Annotated in this window: 15 protein-coding genes; 8 read left to right on the top strand and 7 right to left on the bottom strand. The window is 64.5% G+C overall.

Going from position 1 to position 16,145, the window contains the following annotated elements; translation table 11 throughout:
• Positions 1 to 2 precede the first annotated feature (2 nt).
• The 7 genes from LCW13_RS15625 to map all read right to left on the bottom strand — a co-directional run bounded on the left by LCW13_RS15625 (position 3) and on the right by map (position 8,181).
• Positions 3 to 416: a hypothetical protein gene (locus LCW13_RS15625; protein ID WP_043333036.1), complete on the bottom strand. Its 414-nt coding sequence runs from the start codon at positions 414 to 416 to the stop codon at positions 3 to 5.
• Positions 413 to 1,612 carry a succinyl-diaminopimelate desuccinylase gene (gene dapE / locus LCW13_RS15620; RefSeq protein ID WP_225347347.1) on the bottom strand — a complete coding sequence of 400 codons (1,200 nt, stop codon included), beginning with the start codon at positions 1,610 to 1,612 and terminating at the stop codon, positions 413 to 415. Before dapE ends, LCW13_RS15625 begins: the two co-directional genes overlap by 4 nt.
• A gap of 158 nt (positions 1,613 to 1,770) precedes the next feature.
• Positions 1,771 to 2,796 (bottom strand): 2,3,4,5-tetrahydropyridine-2,6-dicarboxylate N-succinyltransferase, encoded by a 1,026-nt coding sequence (dapD, locus tag LCW13_RS15615; protein WP_225347346.1) that lies wholly within the window; start codon positions 2,794 to 2,796, stop codon positions 1,771 to 1,773.
• A 40-nt stretch (positions 2,797 to 2,836) separates the two neighbouring features.
• Complete coding sequence (locus LCW13_RS15610; protein WP_318527666.1) at positions 2,837 to 3,238, bottom strand: arsenate reductase; 402 nt, start codon at positions 3,236 to 3,238, stop codon at positions 2,837 to 2,839.
• Positions 3,239 to 3,277: 39 nt separating this feature from the next.
• Positions 3,278 to 4,477, bottom strand: a complete 1,200-nt coding sequence (gene dapC, locus LCW13_RS15605; protein ID WP_225347345.1) for a succinyldiaminopimelate transaminase — start codon at positions 4,475 to 4,477, stop codon at positions 3,278 to 3,280.
• Positions 4,478 to 4,672: 195 nt separating this feature from the next.
• Positions 4,673 to 7,384 (bottom strand): [protein-PII] uridylyltransferase, encoded by a 2,712-nt coding sequence (locus LCW13_RS15600; protein WP_043333097.1) that lies wholly within the window; start codon positions 7,382 to 7,384, stop codon positions 4,673 to 4,675.
• A gap of 5 nt (positions 7,385 to 7,389) precedes the next feature.
• Positions 7,390 to 8,181 (bottom strand): type I methionyl aminopeptidase, encoded by a 792-nt coding sequence (gene map / locus LCW13_RS15595; RefSeq protein WP_043333030.1) that lies wholly within the window; start codon positions 8,179 to 8,181, stop codon positions 7,390 to 7,392.
• A 315-nt stretch (positions 8,182 to 8,496) separates the two neighbouring features.
• Between map and rpsB the strand changes: the two genes are divergently transcribed.
• The 8 genes from rpsB to rseP all read left to right on the top strand — a co-directional run bounded on the left by rpsB (position 8,497) and on the right by rseP (position 15,996).
• The gene (gene rpsB / locus LCW13_RS15590) at positions 8,497 to 9,231 is read left to right on the top strand and encodes a 30S ribosomal protein S2 (protein ID WP_043333027.1); all 735 of its coding nucleotides are present in this window, start codon (positions 8,497 to 8,499) and stop codon (positions 9,229 to 9,231) included.
• Between the two features lie 178 nt (positions 9,232 to 9,409).
• On the top strand, positions 9,410 to 10,279 hold the full coding sequence (gene tsf, locus LCW13_RS15585) for a translation elongation factor Ts (RefSeq protein ID WP_043333025.1): 870 nt from the start codon (positions 9,410 to 9,412) through the stop codon (positions 10,277 to 10,279).
• 116 nt (positions 10,280 to 10,395) lie between these two features.
• The gene (pyrH, locus tag LCW13_RS15580) at positions 10,396 to 11,133 is read left to right on the top strand and encodes a UMP kinase (RefSeq protein ID WP_225347344.1); all 738 of its coding nucleotides are present in this window, start codon (positions 10,396 to 10,398) and stop codon (positions 11,131 to 11,133) included.
• A 4-nt stretch (positions 11,134 to 11,137) separates the two neighbouring features.
• Positions 11,138 to 11,695: a ribosome recycling factor gene (frr, locus tag LCW13_RS15575; RefSeq protein WP_043333023.1), complete on the top strand. Its 558-nt coding sequence runs from the start codon at positions 11,138 to 11,140 to the stop codon at positions 11,693 to 11,695.
• 54 nt (positions 11,696 to 11,749) lie between these two features.
• Positions 11,750 to 12,493, top strand: a complete 744-nt coding sequence (gene uppS, locus LCW13_RS15570; RefSeq protein WP_043333020.1) for a polyprenyl diphosphate synthase — start codon at positions 11,750 to 11,752, stop codon at positions 12,491 to 12,493.
• The gene (locus LCW13_RS15565) at positions 12,493 to 13,296 is read left to right on the top strand and encodes a phosphatidate cytidylyltransferase (protein ID WP_054556524.1); all 804 of its coding nucleotides are present in this window, start codon (positions 12,493 to 12,495) and stop codon (positions 13,294 to 13,296) included. Before uppS ends, LCW13_RS15565 begins: the two co-directional genes overlap by 1 nt.
• Positions 13,297 to 13,349: 53 nt before the next feature.
• The gene (gene ispC, locus LCW13_RS15560) at positions 13,350 to 14,552 is read left to right on the top strand and encodes a 1-deoxy-D-xylulose-5-phosphate reductoisomerase (RefSeq protein WP_394805779.1); all 1,203 of its coding nucleotides are present in this window, start codon (positions 13,350 to 13,352) and stop codon (positions 14,550 to 14,552) included.
• An 88-nt stretch (positions 14,553 to 14,640) separates the two neighbouring features.
• Positions 14,641 to 15,996: a sigma E protease regulator RseP gene (gene rseP, locus LCW13_RS15555; protein WP_043333016.1), complete on the top strand. Its 1,356-nt coding sequence runs from the start codon at positions 14,641 to 14,643 to the stop codon at positions 15,994 to 15,996.
• Positions 15,997 to 16,145: the final 149 nt, after the last annotated feature.

Below are 16,145 nucleotides of genomic sequence, written 5' to 3'. Positions count from 1 at the left end.
ACTCAGCCCTTGTCCGGCCAGGTGAAGGCCTCTTCGCTGCCGTCGGCCATGACACGGAAGAAGCGGTCCGGCTCATCACCGGGCTGCCAGCTGCCCAGCGAGCAACGCGTCTCGACCTGCAGGGCCCGGGCGGCAGCGCGTGCGCAGTCGACATCGCGCGCCCAGGGGGTACTGGCGCTGTCGAACCACAGGCTGGCGAAGCCATCGGCGACCTTCTCGACCACCAGCACCGCGATCTCGGCGCCATCACGCGTGAGGCGCGTACGGTGCTGCAGCTTGCCGGCCGGCTGGAAGACGACGACCTGACCGAACTGCTCGCCCAGCCAGGCGCCCAGCGCCTCCAGGCTCAAGGGCTTGAGATAGATCTCGATGTCCGGGTACTGCTCATCGGCGTCATTGTGCGGGGTGTCGCTCATGCCGTGGTCTCTTGGGTCGCGGGGACAAACAGGTATTCCAGGATGTGCTCGTAGGCGCTGGAGAGTCGGTCCAGATCGCTGGCCATGACGCGTTCATCGATCTTGTGGATGGTCGCATTGACCGGCCCCAGCTCGACGACCTGAGTGCCGAGCGTGGCGATGAAGCGACCATCGGAGGTGCCGCCGGAGGTGGACAGCACCGGCTTGCGGCCCAGCGCACGTTCCACGCCGTGCACGGCGGCATCGACCAGCGCGCCTTCCGGCGTCAGGAAGGGCTCGCCGCTCAGGTTCCACTCGATCTCGACGTCCAGACCGTGCTTCTCGAGGATCTCATAGGTGCGACGCTTGAGGTCATCGGCGGTCAGCTCGGTGGAGTAACGGAAGTTGAAGACCACTTCCAGCTCGCCGGGGATGACGTTGGTCGCGCCGGTACCGCCACGGATGTTGGAGATCTGGAAGCTGGTCGCCGGGAAGAAGTCGTTGCCGTTGTCCCAATGCTCGGCGGCCAGGGCGGCCAGCGCCGGGGCGGCATCGTGGATCGGGTTGCGCGCCAGGTGCGGATAGGCCACATGGCCTTGAACACCCTTGACGTGCATGACCGCACCCAGCGAGCCGCGACGGCCATTCTTGATCACGTCACCGGCGTAATCGGTGGAGGACGGTTCGCCGACGATGCAGTAGTCGAGGCGCTCGTGATGCTCGCGCAGATACTCGACCACCGCACGGGTGCCGTGAACCGCCGGGCCTTCCTCGTCGGAGGTGATCAAGAAGGCGATGCGACCTTCGTGGTCCGGGTTGGCGGTCACGAAGCGCTCGGTGGCGGTCAGCATCGCGGCCAGAGAACCCTTCATGTCGGCGGCGCCGCGGCCACACAAGAAGCCGGCATCGTCGATGCACGGCGAGAACGGCGGATACTGCCAGTTGGCTTCCGGGCCCGTCGGCACGACATCGGTGTGGCCGGCGAAGGCCAGCACCGGACCATGATGGCCGCGCACCGCCCAGAAGTTGTCGACATCGCCGAAGGGCAGCCGCGTGATGGTGAAGCCCAGCGCCTCAAGGCGTTCGATCATCAGGGTCTGGCAGTCCAGGTCGTCCGGCGTGACCGAGGGGCGTGAGATGAGATCGAAGGCCAGCTCCAGCGTCGGAGACAGATCGGCGGGGCGTGGCGGAAGCGGTGCGTTTGAATCAGTCATCATGGGCCATCGCTGCAGGCGTCATCGCGAGGAGCGACAGCGCGAAATTCGGGGGGAGAGACGAAGTGTCTTCACGCCGGCCCGGGCACTGCTGCCCGAGCCGGGAAATGCCACGACGGCCTGCCAGAGGTGCAGCCCCTGACAGGCCGTCGTCACGCGCCTCAGTTGTGGGCGTGCAGGGCATCGTTGAGCGCGATGGCGCTCTTGTTGGTGCGGCACTCGACACGGCCGGTGACGGAGTTGCGACGCAGCAGCAGGTCGTCCTGGCTGGCCAGCTCACGGGCCGCGACCGTCTCGACTTCCTGGCCTTCGTTGTCGAAGACCATGACCTTGGTGCCGGCGGTGATGTACAGGCCAGCTTCCACGGTGCAGCGATCGCCCAGCGGGATGCCGATACCGGCATTGGCGCCGATCAGGCAGCCTTCACCGACCTTGATGACGATGTTGCCGCCACCGGACAGGGTGCCCATGGTGGAGCAACCGCCGCCCAGATCAGAACCCTTGCCGACGAAGACGCCCGCGGAGATGCGGCCTTCGATCATGCCCGGGCCTTCGGTGCCGGCATTGAAGTTGCAGAAGCCTTCGTGCATCACGGTGGTGCCTTCGCCCAGGTAGGCGCCCAGACGCACGCGTGCGGTATCGGCGATACGAATGCCGGTCGGCACCACGTAGTCGGTCATCTTCGGGAACTTGTCGACGCAGTCCACGGACAGGGTGCGCCCTTCCAGACGGGCCTTGAGGCGCCGCGCCGGCAGCTCTTCGATGTCGATGGCGCCTTCGCTGGTCCAGGCGACATTCTTGAGCAGACCGAACATGCCGGTCAGGTCGATGCCGTGCGGACGCACCATGCGGTGAGACAGCAGGTGCAGCTTGAGGTAGACCTCCGGCACGCTCTGCGGGGCGGCGTCTTCCTCGATGAACATGGCGACCAGCGGGCGCTGGCTGGCGGCCAGGCTCTCGGCCAGTTCGGCCTGGGCGTTGTCACCGGCGTCGCGCAGGGCGCTTGCCAGGGCGGCGCAGTGTTCCGGCAGGAAGCTGGTGGCGGTGGTGCCAGCCGGTGCGTCCAGTGCCTTGCGAGCGGCGTCAGCAACGGCAGCGGTCGGCTTGAACAGCGGGGCAGGATAGTAGACTTCCAGCCAGTCGCCGGTGGTGTTCTGGGTGCCGATTCCGAGGGCAAGGCTCAACATCGTGTCAATCTCCGGGGTGTCCAGTGGTGTAAGGGGTAACTCAGTCCTGCGGTTCGTAGACCGCCTTGTCATAGCCGATCACCAGATCCATCTCATTGTCGGCGGGATGACGCTCGAGAATGGGACGCTTGATCAGGGTCGGGTGCTCCAGCATCAATGCACGTGCCGAATTGGCATCGAGGCTGTCACGTTGTTCATCGCTCAGGTTGCGCCAGCTGGTGCTGCGCTTGTTGAGCAGGCTGCTCCAGGCGGTCTGTTCCAGCCAGGATTCCAGCAGGCTGGCGGAGAGGCCATCCTCGCGCAGGTCATACCAGCGATAGGGCACGCCCCGGTCGTCGAGGGCGCGGCGCGCCTTGCGGCAGGTATCACAGGTCTTGATGCCGTAGAGCACGTGCATGGCGGTCTCCTTGAGCCAATCCACCCCGCCGGGCGGGGCTGTCATCCAGTGTTGGGCTGCTGTCAGCCCGTGCAGGCCTGGCGCTCAGCGCAGGCGTTCGACGAAGCGACGCAGGCGCTGGGCGGCTTCGACGGTCTGTTCCAGTTCGGCCACCAGCGCCAGACGAATGCGTCCGGCGCCCGGATTCACGCCGTCCACCTCGCGCGCCATGTAGCTTGCCGGCAGCACGCCGACCGCCTCTTCACGCAGCAGCTCGCGGGTGAAGGCGGCGTCGTCACCGCCGGGCACGGCGGGATACAGGTAGAAGCTGGCTTCCGGGGTCGGGAAGTCCATCACCGGTGCGAGGATTTCGGTCACGGCGGCAAACTTCTCGCGGTAGGCATCGCGATTGGCCAGCACGTGGGCTTCATCATTCCAGGCGGCGATGGAGGCGTGTTGGTGATGCAGCGGCATCGCGCAGCCGTGATAGGTGCGGTAGTGACGGAAGCGACGGATCACCTCGCCATCGCCGGCCACGAAGCCGGAGCGCAGGCCCGGCAGGTTGGAGCGCTTGGACAGCGAGTGGAAGACCACGCAGCGCGCGTAGTCATCGCGGCCCATGGCGGCACAGGCCTGCAGCAGGCCCGGCGGTGGCGTCGACTCGTCGAGATAGAGCTCCGAGTAGCACTCATCGGAGGCGATCAGGAAGTCGTGCTCGTCGGCGAGGCGAATCAGCTGCTGGAAGTCCTCCAGCGGTGTCACGGCGCCGGTGGGATTGCCCGGCGAGCAGACGAAGACGATCTGGGTATCACGCCATACCTCGGCCGGCACTGCCGCGTAGTCGGGGCGGGAGCCATTCTCGGCGGGGCAGGGCAGGTAGGTGACCTCGCCGCCGGCCAGCAGCGTCGCGCCTTCGTAGATCTGATAGAAGGGGTTCGGCACCAGCACGCGCGCCGGACGCGTGCTGTCCAGCGAGGCCTGGATGAAGGCGAACAGTGCCTCGCGGGTGCCGGTGACCGGCAGGACCTGCTGGTCGATATCCGGCGTGACGTTGAGCGAGAAGCGCTTCGCGAGCCAGTCGGCGATCGCCTGGCGCAATTCCCCCAGACCGCCGGTGGCGGGGTACTTGGCCACGCCCATGATGTGCTCGCGCAGGGTGTCGAGCACGAACTCGGGTGGCGCATGACGCGGTTCGCCGATGGTCAGTGCAATCGGGTCCAGGGCGGGATTGGGCACGACGCCCTCGCGCAGCTTGGCCAGGGTTTCAAACGGGTAGGGCTTGAGCTGGTCGAGATCCGGGTTCATGCACGTTCCATGGGTGATGGCCGTGGCAGCCAGGCTGCCGGCCGAGCAGGGAGGAAGGCGTCCGCGAGTCACCGGACTGCCATGCAGGTCGACTCGCGATTATAGGGAAGCCGGCCGGTCCCCTCAATCGCGGGGTGCCGGCCGGCGCTTTTCCTCTGTACTCTCGTCACGTGCCGTCACGCGCCGTCGCGCGTCTCAGCCGCGCTCGCCGACCTCGAGGACTTCGGTGAGGGCGTCACGCAGGCGTGTCTGGCGCTCGGGGTCGGTGATGGGTTCACCGGCGCGGTCGGTGATGAAGAAGATATCCTCGACGCGCTCGCCGAGGGTGGCGATCTTGGCGGCATCGATGGCGATCTCGTGCTCCATGAACACGCGGCCGATGCGCGCCAGCAGGCCCGGGCGGTCCGAGGCGATCACTTCCAGCACGCTGCGGCCGTTGGTGTAGTCCTGACTCAGCGTGATGCGCGGCGCGATGCGGAAGTGCTTGAGCTGGCGCGGCGTATGGCGATTGACGATCACCGAGTAGTCATCCGGGTCATCCAGCTCTTCGACCAGATGGGTACGGATATCGGCCAGACGTGCGGCGTCGCGGATCGGTTCACCGTCATCGTCGAGCAGGATGAAGGTGTTGAGCGTCCAGTTGTGGCTCGAGGTGGCGATGCGCGCATCGTGGATCGAGAGCCCCAGCTGCTCCAGCGCCGCGGCGGTGGCCGCGAACAGGTTGTCCACCGAGCGGGTGTGGATGAAGACCTTGGTGCCGCCTTCGGTCATCTCCTCGGTGGGCGCGCTGGTCAGTACCAGCGGCAGCGGCTCGCCATGCTCGTCGAGCTGCGGGGCTGCCTGGCGCGCGAGGATCCCCTGGGTGTGCCAGGCCACCTCGCTGGGGGCATAGCGCACGAAGTAGTCGTCACCGAGGCTGGCCCACAGTGCCTCGGCATCAGTGCGGGTGGTGCCCATGCCGGCCAGCAGGGACAGCGCTTCCTCACGGGTCTCGGTGATCCACTCGTGGCGCTCCGGAGGATGTTCGAGGCCACGGCGCAGCGCCCGGCGCGTCTCCATGTGCAGCTGGCGCAGCAATGCCGCACGCCAGCCGTTCCACAGCGACGGGTTGGTGGCGTTGATGTCGGCCACCGTCAGCACGTAGAGATAATCGAGGTGCGTCTCGTCACCGACGATCTCGGCGAAGCGGGTGATGATCTCGGGGTCGGCGATGTCCTGCTTCTGCGCGGTCATCGACATCAGCAGGTGGTGGCGCACCAGCCAGCTCAGGGTGCGGGTGTCGCGCGGGCTGAGGTCATGACGGCGCGCGAAGTCCTCGACTTCCTCGGCACCGATCTCGGAGTGGTCGCCGCCACGGCCCTTGCCGATGTCGTGATAGAGCCCGGCGATCCACAGCAGCTCCAGCTTGGGCAGCTCGCGGATCAGGGTCGCGGCGACCGGGAATTCCTCCTCGGCATCGGGGGCGCGGAACTCCTGGGCGACCTTGAGCAGGCGTAGGGTATGCGCATCGACGGTGTAGACGTGGAAGAGGTCATGCTGCATCAGCCCCACGGCACGCCCGAAGGCCGGCAGGTACTTGCCGAGGATGCCGTAGCGCGCCATGCGCTTGAGTACGCGGGGCACGTTGCCGCCGCAGCGCATCAGCTCCATGAACAGGCTCTGGTGGCGCACGTCGTCGCGGAAGGCGTCGTCGATCTGGTGGCGATGATCGCGCAGTGCGCGGATGGTGTCGGCGCGCACACCCTCGATCTCCGGGTGCTGCGCCATCAGCAGGAACAGCTCCAGCAGCGCGGCGGGGCGGCGGCGGAACACGCCTTCCTCGCGCAGGCTGATGTAGCCGCTGCGGATCTCGAAGCGCGGATTGAGCGGTACGATGTTGACCGGCTCGTCATGACGCAGGATGGCCTCGTCGAAGTGCTGCAGCAGCATGTCGTTGAGGCCCGCCAGGGCGGTGACGTGGCGGTAGTAGCGCTTCATGAACTGCTCGACCGCCAGATGCTCGGGCGTGTCGCGGAAGCCGAACAGCTCGGCGATGGTGCGCTGGTGGTCGAACAGCAGCCGGTCCTCGGCGCGTCCGGCCAGCATGTGCAGCGCGAAGCGCACCTGCCACAGGAAGGCCTGGCCCTGGCTGAGAATGCGCAGTTCGGCATCATTCATGAAGCCCAGCGCGACCAGATTGTCGTAGCGCTCGACCCCGAAGTGGCGCTTGGCGACCCAGCCGATCATCTGGATATCGCGCAGGCCGCCGGGCGACGACTTGATGTTGGGTTCGAGGTGATATTCGGTGTTGGCGAACTTGTGGTGGCGAGCGATCTGCTCCTGCCACTTGGCCTCGAAGAAGGCTTCGGCCGGCCACAGACGGTCGGTGGCCAGACGTTCGCGCATGGCCTCGCGCAGCCGCTGAGGGCCGGCGATGACACGGGATTCCAGCAGGTTGGTGATCACGGTGACATCGGCGCGTGCCTCACGCTCGCAGTCACTCAGCGAGCGTACGGACTGGCCGATCTCGAGACCGATATCCCACAGGAAGGTGATGAAGTCGGACAGCGCCTCACGATAGGGCGTGTCGTCGTCCTGCTCCAGCAACAGCAGCAGGTCGATGTCGGAATGCGGGTGCAGCTCGCCGCGGCCGTAGCCGCCCACGGCGAGCAGGGCGATGCCGTCATCCGGCCAGGTCTGGCGCTGCCAGGCGATGGCCAGCAGGCGATCGATGGCGCGGGCACGACCATGGATGAGGTCGCGGATGTCGGCGCCCGCCTTGAAGCGAGCCTCGAGACGCTCCTGTACCTGTGCCAGAGCCCGCTTGAACAGCGGGATGGGTGTCTTCGTCGTGGCCAGCTCGCCGTCGAAGGTGACGGCATCGTAGAGCGCTTCACGCTCGACGAAGTGATAGTGGTGCAGGAGCATCTTGATCAACCCTCGAGGAAGGAGAGGTCCTCTTCCGTGCGACGTGTCAGCACCTCGACGCCGGTGGCGGTGACCAGCAGGGTGTGCTCCCACTGGGCCGAGAGGCTCTTGTCCTTGGTGACGGCTGTCCAGTCGTCCTTGAGGACCTTCACCTTGTAGCCACCGACATTGACCATCGGCTCGATGGTCAGGCACATGCCTTCCAGAAGCTCGGCGTCGGCACGGGCTTCGTAGCCGTCATAGTGCAGCACCTGCGGGTCTTCATGGAAGCCGGCGCCGATGCCGTGGCCGCAGAAGTCACGCACGACACTGTAGCCCGCCGCTTCGGCATGCTTCTGGATCGCACGACCGATTTCTGACAGGCGTACGCCCGGGCGTACCAGCTCGATGCCTTTATAGAGGCATTCCTGGGTGACGCGGCACAGGCGCTCGGCCTGGATGCTCGGCTCGCCGACGATGTACATCTTCGAGGTGTCGCCGTGATAGCCGTCCTTGATCACGGTGATGTCGATGTTGAGGATGTCGCCTTTCTTGAGCTTCTTGTTGTCATCGGGGATGCCGTGACAGACCACGTGATTGATCGAGGTGCAGATCGATTTCGGGAAGCCGTGGTAGTTGAGCGGCGCCGGAATGCAGCCCTGAACTTCGGTGATGTGGTGGTGCGCGATGCGGTTGAGCTCGCCCGTGGTGACGCCGGGACGGACATGCTCGTCGAGCAGCTCCAGCACTTCAGCCGCCAGACGGCCGGCGACGCGCATCTTGTCGATTTCTTCAGCTGTCTTGATGGGAATGTTCATGAGGACTCGAGGCAGGAGATAAGAGGGATGAAACGCCGCCAGGCCGCGCGTGACGGGGGAATGGCGCGACGCATCGCATGCCGCGTCGGGCAGTGGCGACTTCATATCGTGGTCGAGCTATGGTATAAAGCCGCGCGCTTTCCTGCAAATTCTCCTCGATCGGCCACCTCCGGGCGCCTGGCCGAGGCGAGATTGAAGGACTGACGTACATAACCCCAATCCACACACGTTCCGTCACATGGTCCCGGGTGCCGCGCAAGCGGTCGGATCCATGGGGGACGTGGAGGCCCAACCCGATATCCAGGAGATATTCACATGGCGCAAGTCAACATGCGCGATCTGCTCAAGGCAGGCGCACACTTCGGTCACCAGACCAAGTACTGGAACCCGAAGATGTCCAAGTTCATCTTCGGCGCTCGCAACAAGATCCACATCATCAACCTCGAGCACACCCTGCCGGCGCTGAACGAAGCCGTGTCAGTGGTCGAGAAGATGGCTGCCAATGGCAACAAGATCATGTTCGTGGGCACCAAGCGCGCTGCCGGCAAGATCATCAAGGAAGAAGCTCGCAAGGCTGGCCAGCCGTACGTCAACCATCGCTGGTTGGGCGGCATGCTGACCAACTTCAAGACCATCCGTCAGTCCATCAAGCGCCTGCGTGAAATCGAGCAGATGCATGAAGACGGTACCTTCGCGAAGCTGACCAAGAAAGAAGTCCTGATGGCCACTCGTGAGCAGGACAAGCTCGAGCGCTCCATCGGCGGTATCAAGGACATGGGCGGCCTGCCGGACGCAATGTTCGTGATCGACGTTGACCACGAGCGCATCGCGATCAACGAAGCCAACAAGCTGGGCATCCCGGTCATCGGCGTCGTCGATACCAACTCCAACCCGGACGGCGTGGACTACGTCATCCCGGGTAACGATGACTCCATCCGCGCCATCCAGATCTATGTCCAGGCAATTGCAGGCGCCTGTGGCAAGAACAAGGAAGAAGAGCTGGCCGGTGAGTTCGTCGAAACTGCTTCTGAAGAAGACGCAGCAGAGTGATCCTGGCGGCTTGATCTGACTGTCACAAACGCTGCGCTACACTAAGTGCGGCATGGCCTAGCCAGGTGGCAGTCAGGTCAGGCAATGAGGGGGCCACGGCCCCCTTATTTGCGACCGTTCAGCGGTCGTGACCGAATTCCCGTATTCAAAGACGTCGACACGACAGAGGTTTCATCCCATGGCAGCTATCAGCGCATCTATGGTCAAGGAACTGCGTGAGCGTACTGCGCTCGGCATGATGGAATGCAAGAAGGCTCTTACCGAAGCCGGTGGCGACATCGAGCTGGCGATCGAGAACCTGCGCAAGAACTCCGGCCTGAAGGCCGCCAAGAAAGCTGGCCGCGTGGCCGCTGAAGGCGCCATCGTCATCAAGGTCGCCGACGACGCCAGCTACGGCGTGATGGTCGAAATCAACTCCGAGACCGACTTCGTCGCTCGTGATGACAATTTCAAGGCCTTCACCCAGCTAATCGCCGATCGTGTGTTCGCTACCAAGAACACCGACATCGCTTCCCTGATGGAAGGCGAGCTGGAAGACACCCGTGGTCAGCTGGTTCAGAAGATCGGTGAGAACATCTCCGTTCGTCGTGCCGAGCTGGTCGAAGCGCCGGCTGGCGGCGTCGTCGGTGGCTACGTCCACGGCGGCCGCATCGCTGCGCTGACCCTGCTGAACGGCGGTACTGGTGAAGCAGCCAAGGACGTCTCCATGCACGTCGCAGCCGTCAACCCGGTCTGTGCACGTCCGTCCGACATGCCGCAGGAACAGATGGACGCTGAAAAGGCCATCATCCTTGCTCAGCCGGACATGGCAGGCAAGCCGGCGGAAATCGCCGAGAAGATGTCCCAGGGTCGTCTGAAGAAGTACCTGGCTGAGAACAGCCTGACCGAACAGCCGTTCGTCAAGGATCCGAACCAGACCGTCGCCGAGTTCGTCAAGGCAGCCGGTGGTGAAGTGGTATCCTTCGTACGCATGGAAGTCGGTGAAGGTATCGAGAAGGAAGAAGTCGACTTCGCAGCTGAAGTCCGTGAGCAGGCCAGCCGCGCGTAAGGGCTGACTGTTTTCGCTTCTCATGATGGCGTGCGCATAGTCGCACGCCATCGTGTATCTGGCCCCCGCCTTCGGGCCGCCCCGTTCCCCGTATGTCAGTATCAGGAGAGATTCGCATGGCCACCATTTCCGCTGAACGCAATGCCAAGTACAAGCGCATACTGCTCAAGCTTTCCGGTGAGGCCCTGATGGGCGATGGCGATTTCGGCATCGACCCCAAGGTGCTGGATCGCATGGCGCTGGAAATCGGTCAGCTGGTGGGCATCGGCGTCCAGGTCGGCATCGTCATCGGTGGCGGCAACCTGTTCCGTGGCGCAGCCCTGCAGGAAGTCGGCATGGAGCGTGTGACCGGTGACCATATGGGCATGCTGGCGACCGTGATGAATGGTCTGGCGCTGCGTGATGCGCTGGAGCGCTCCAACATCCGTTCACGCGTGATGTCTGCCATCCCGATGAGTGGCGTGGTAGAACATTATGATCGCCGTACCGCCATCCGTTATCTGACGTCTGGCGATGTGGTCATCTTCTCCGCCGGTACCGGCAACCCGTTCTTCACCACCGATTCCGCTGCCTGTCTGCGCGGTATCGAGATCGACGCGGATGCCGTCATCAAGGCAACCAAGGTGGATGGTGTCTACGACAAGGACCCGGTCAAGTTCCCGGATGCCGTGAAGTACGACAGCCTCAGCTACGATGATGCGCTGGACCAGAAGCTTGGCGTGATGGATTTGACCGCCATCTGCCTGGTACGTGACCATGACATGCCGGTGCGGGTGTTCAACATGAACAAGGCAGGCGCGCTGCTCAACCTGGTGGTGGGTGGCAAGGAAGGCACGCTGATTGATAGAGGGTAAGACTGTGATCAACGACATCAAGAAAGACGCCGAATCACGCATGAAGAAGACCATCGAGTCCCTCGGTGCCGCCTTCGGCAAGATCCGTACGGGTCGTGCGCATCCCAGCATCCTGGATGCCGTGACGGTCGATTACTATGGTAGCCAGGTACCGCTGAATCAGGTGGCCAACATCACCACCGAAGATGCGCGCACCCTGACTGTCGTGCCGTGGGAAAAGCCCATGGTGCCGAAGGTCGAGAAGGCCATCATGACTTCTGACCTGGGTCTCAACCCGTCCACCGCCGGTGACGTGATTCGCGTCCCGATGCCGATGCTGACGGAAGAGACGCGTCGCGGTTACACCAAGCAGGCGCGTGCAGAAGCGGAAAACGCCCGCGTGGCGCTCCGCAATGTGCGTCGTGACGCCAATGGCGACATCAAGAGCCTGCTCAAGGACAAGGACATCTCCGAAGACGATGCACGTCGCGGAGAAGACGAGATCCAGAAGCTGACCGACAAGTATGTGGCGGAAGTCGACAGTGCTCTGGAGCACAAGGAAACCGACCTGATGCAGGTCTGATCGGGTCTGCCGCCGGCGTTTGCCGGCGGCATCCGGTGCTCGTAGCGAGACCCCATGACGTCACCGAATTCCCCCTCCACGCCACGCCATGTGGCGATCATCATGGACGGCAACAACCGCTGGGCGAAGTCCCGCGGCTGGGCTGGCATACGCGGCCATCGCGCCGGTGCCGAAACCGTCCGCAGTACCATCCGTCGCGCTGCCGAGCAGGGCGTGGAAGTGCTGACCCTGTTTGCCTTCTCCAGTGAGAACTGGAAGCGCCCGGCCAATGAAGTCAGTGCGCTGATGGAGCTGTTTCTGCTGGCGCTCAAGCGCGAGGTCAAGAAGCTTCATCGCCACGATATCCGACTCTCGGTCATCGGCGAGCGCAGTCGTTTTTCCAATTCGATTCAAAAGCATATCCAGAGCGCCGAAGACATGACGCGCGGCAATCGCGGCATGCACGTGGTGATCTGCGCCAATTATGGCGGCCGTTGGGATATCGCCGAGGCCGCCCGCCGTCTGGCGGAGCAGGTCGAGCGCGGCGAGCTCAAGGCCGCGGACATCGACGAGTCACGTCTCGGGGCGGAAGTGTGCCTGAGCGAACTGCCGGAGGTGGATCTGTGTATCCGCACCAGCGGTGAGCAGCGCATCTCCAACTTCCTGATCTGGCAGCTGGCCTATGCCGAGTTCTATTTCTCGCCCGTGCTGTGGCCTGATTTCGATGCGGCCGCCTTCGATGAAGCGCTCAGCGCCTACGCCCTGCGTCAGCGTCGTTATGGCATGACCAGCGAACAACTCGACGCCGAGGGGCTCTAGTGCTCAGACAACGAATCATCACCGCGCTCATTCTCGCGCCGCTGGCGCTGTGGGGGCTGTTCGGCCTCGACGGTGCTGCCTTTGCCACCTTCACCGGCGCTGTCGTCGCGTTGGCCGCCTGGGAGTGGTCCAACCTGTCTGGCGTGCGTGCCGGCATGGCGCGCCTGCTGTTCCCGCTGGTGCTCAGCGTGCTGATGCTGCTGGTCTGGCAGTTCGATGGCGCTCTTGCGCGTTGGCCGCTGTATCTGGCCGCACTGGCATGGCTGGTCAATCTGCGTTGGGTGATGCGCTATCCGGCCGCCAGTCAGGAATGGCAGGCGACCGGCGTGCGGCTGGGCGTCGGCGTGCTGGCACTGCTGCCGACCTGGTTCGGCTTCGTGCAGCTCAAGGCCAGTGGCGGCGAGTGGCTGCTGTATGTGCTGCTGATGGTGTGGGCGGCGGATATCGGTGCCTACTTCTCCGGCAAGCGCTTCGGCAAGCGCAAGCTGGCGCCGCGCGTCAGCCCGGGCAAGTCCTGGGAGGGCGTCTATGGTGGTCTGGTGGCCACCGGCCTGCTGGCGACCGGCTATGCGCTGGCGGGGCTGGCCGACTGGCTGCCGCTGCTGCTGGTCACGCTGGGCGTGACCGCCGTCTCGGTGCTGGGTGACCTGCTCGAGAGCATGTTCAAGCGCCAGCGTCAGATGAAGGACTCAAGCCATCTGCTGCCCGGTCATGGTGGCGTGATGGACCGCATCGACAGCCTGACCGCGGCGGTGCCGCTGTTTGCCCTGTTGTTGCCGTGGGTGCTGGGAGGTGGTGCGTGAGCACGAATGTGAACGTGAGCGTGAACCACGAGACTCCTCATGAGGCGCCTGCGTTGCAGCGCATCACCATCCTCGGCGCGACCGGCTCCATCGGATCCAGCACCCTGGATGTGATCGCGCGCCATCCCGAGCGTTATCGGGTGCATGCGCTCAGCGCTGCCACGCGTCACGAGGCGCTGCTGGAGCTGTGCCTGACGCATCGCCCGCAGGTGGCGGTGATCGCCTCGTGCGAGGCGGCTGCGTGGCTCAGTGAGGCGCTCAAGGGCGTCGAGAGCTATCAGGGCACGCCCATCGAGGTACGCCATGGTGAGCAGGCGCTGGTCGACATCAGCGAGGCGCCTGAAGTCGATAGCGTGATGGCCGCCATCGTCGGTGCGGCTGGCCTGTTGCCGACACTGGCGGCGGTGCGAGCCGGCAAGCGCGTGCTGCTGGCCAACAAGGAAGCGCTGGTGTGTGCCGGGCAGCTGTTCATGGATGCGGTGAAGCAGCACGGGGCGACCCTGCTGCCGATCGATTCCGAGCACAATGCCATCTTCCAGTGCCTGCCGGCCCAGCATCGTGATGGTCTGGCGCCGATCGGCGTCGAGAAGCTGTTGCTGACCGCCTCCGGCGGCCCGTTCCGCGATGATGCCGAATGGCCTGCCGAGCGGCTGGCCACGGTGACACCGGACGAAGCTTGCGCGCACCCCAACTGGTCGATGGGGCGCAAGATTTCCGTCGATAGCGCCACCCTGATGAACAAGGGCCTGGAGCTGATCGAGGCCTGCTGGCTGTTCGCCTGCGGGCCGGACGACATCCAGGTGGTCGTGCATCCCCAGAGCGTGATTCACTCGATGGCGGCCTACAGTGACGGCTCGGTGCTGGCCCAGATGGGCAATCCGGACATGCGTACGCCGATCGCCTATGCGCTGGCGTGGCCGGAGCGTATCGATGCCGGCGTCGAGCCGCTGGACCTGTTTCAGGTCGCGCGCCTCGATTTCCGTGCCGCCGACGAGACGCGCTTCCCGTGTCTGCGGCTGGCGCGCGAGGCCATCGCGGCAGGCGGCACCTGGCCTGCGGTGATGAATGCCGCCAACGAGGTGGCAGTGGCCGCCTTCCTCGAGGGTCGCCTGGCCTTCGATCGAATCCCGGCAGTGGTGCAGGCCGTCATGCAGGCGCGTCCGCCACTGGCGGTGGATGGCCTCGAGGTGATTCTCGCCGAAGACGCGGCGGCGCGTGAGCTGGCTGCCGCCGAGTTGGCCCTCGCCGGGCCCTGAAATCCTATCTTGCACTGTCTTGTCACTTTCTTCGTGAGCGTTGCAAGGCAGGCTGCCCATCTCGGGCACCAATCTCCAGGAGCGCGTGATGGGTGTGATCCAGAATATTCTTGCCGTGATCGTCGTGTTGGGGGTGTTGATCACCATCCATGAGTACGGTCATTTCTGGGTCGCGCGTCGTTGCGGCATCAAGGTGCTGCGCTTCTCCATCGGCTTCGGCAAACCCTTCTGGTCGTGGACCGATCGCCACGGCACCGAGTACGGCGTCGCCGCCATCCCGCTGGGTGGCTACGTCAAGATGCTGGATGAGCGCGAAGGGCCGGTCGATCCGGCCGAGCGTCATCTGGCCTTCAATACCAAGTCGGTGTGGAAGCGTATCGCCGTCGTCTCGGCGGGCCCGCTGGCCAACTTCCTGCTGGCCATCGTCGCCTACTGGGCGCTGTTCGTCGCCGGTACCACCACGGTGGTGCCGATGGTCGGTGCCGTGGCGCCGGACTCGCCGGCTGGCCGCGCCGGCCTTGCGCCGAAGACCGAGATCGTCGCCATCAATGGTCAGGCCACTCCCTCGTGGGATGAGGTCAACCTGCGCTTGATCGGTGCGATCGGCGATGACAGCCTGACGCTCACCACACGTGCCGAGGGTGCCAGCGCCACGCGTGAGCAGTCCCTCGACGTGACACGCTTCCTGGTCGATCAGGACCCGCCGCGTCCGCTGGTGACGCTGGGCATCACGGCCTGGCGTCCTCAGTTGCCGGCGGTGCTGGGGCGGGTGCTGGACGGTGGTGCCGCCCAGGCGGCAGGCCTGCAGGCCGGTGACCGCATCGTCAGCATCGATGGCACCCTGGTGGTCGACTGGATCGATTTCGTCGAGCGTGTGCGCGGTGCGCCGGGTGAGACGCTGTCGGTACTGGTGGCACGTGATGGTAAGGAAGAGACACTGTCACTGACACCTGCCAGCAATTCGCTCGATGACGGGCGTGTGGTGGGGCAGGTCGGTGCCGGCGTCGAGAACGTCAGCTGGCCCGAGCAGTATCAGCGCGAGCTCAGCTTCGGGCCGCTGGCGGCCGTCGGGCAGGCCGTCGGCAAGACCGGCGAGATGACGGTGCTGACGCTGGATTCGATCCGCAAGATGCTGGTCGGTCTGATCGCACCGTCCAATCTGTCTGGCCCGATCACCATCGCGCGTATCGCCGGCGACACGGCGCGCTCCGGCCTCGAGGCCTTCCTCGGCTTCATGGCCTATCTCTCCATCAGCCTGGGTGTCCTCAACCTGCTGCCGATTCCGGTGCTGGATGGCGGTCACCTGCTGTTCTATCTGGTGGAAGCCGTGCGCGGCAAACCACTTTCGCAAGAGGTCCAGAATGCGGGGCTGAAGATCGGCATGGCGCTGGTCGGTTCCCTCATGCTGATGGCCATCTACTTCGATCTCATGCGTCTTTGGTGACGGATTCGGGGAGTCATCAGCACGTGATGGCTCCCGCAGGATGAACCGAATCTGAACTGTCGATGCCCATGGGGGTCAATTCATTGCACGGGCTGGTCAATGCGATCAACTCCCGTCATCATGCCCACACGACTTCGGCCCCGATTGCC

The sequence above is a fragment of the Cobetia amphilecti genome (genome assembly GCF_020217465.1).
Classification (GTDB): domain Bacteria; phylum Pseudomonadota; class Gammaproteobacteria; order Pseudomonadales; family Halomonadaceae; genus Cobetia; species Cobetia amphilecti.
This window is presented reverse-complemented; position numbering and strand designations above follow the sequence as displayed.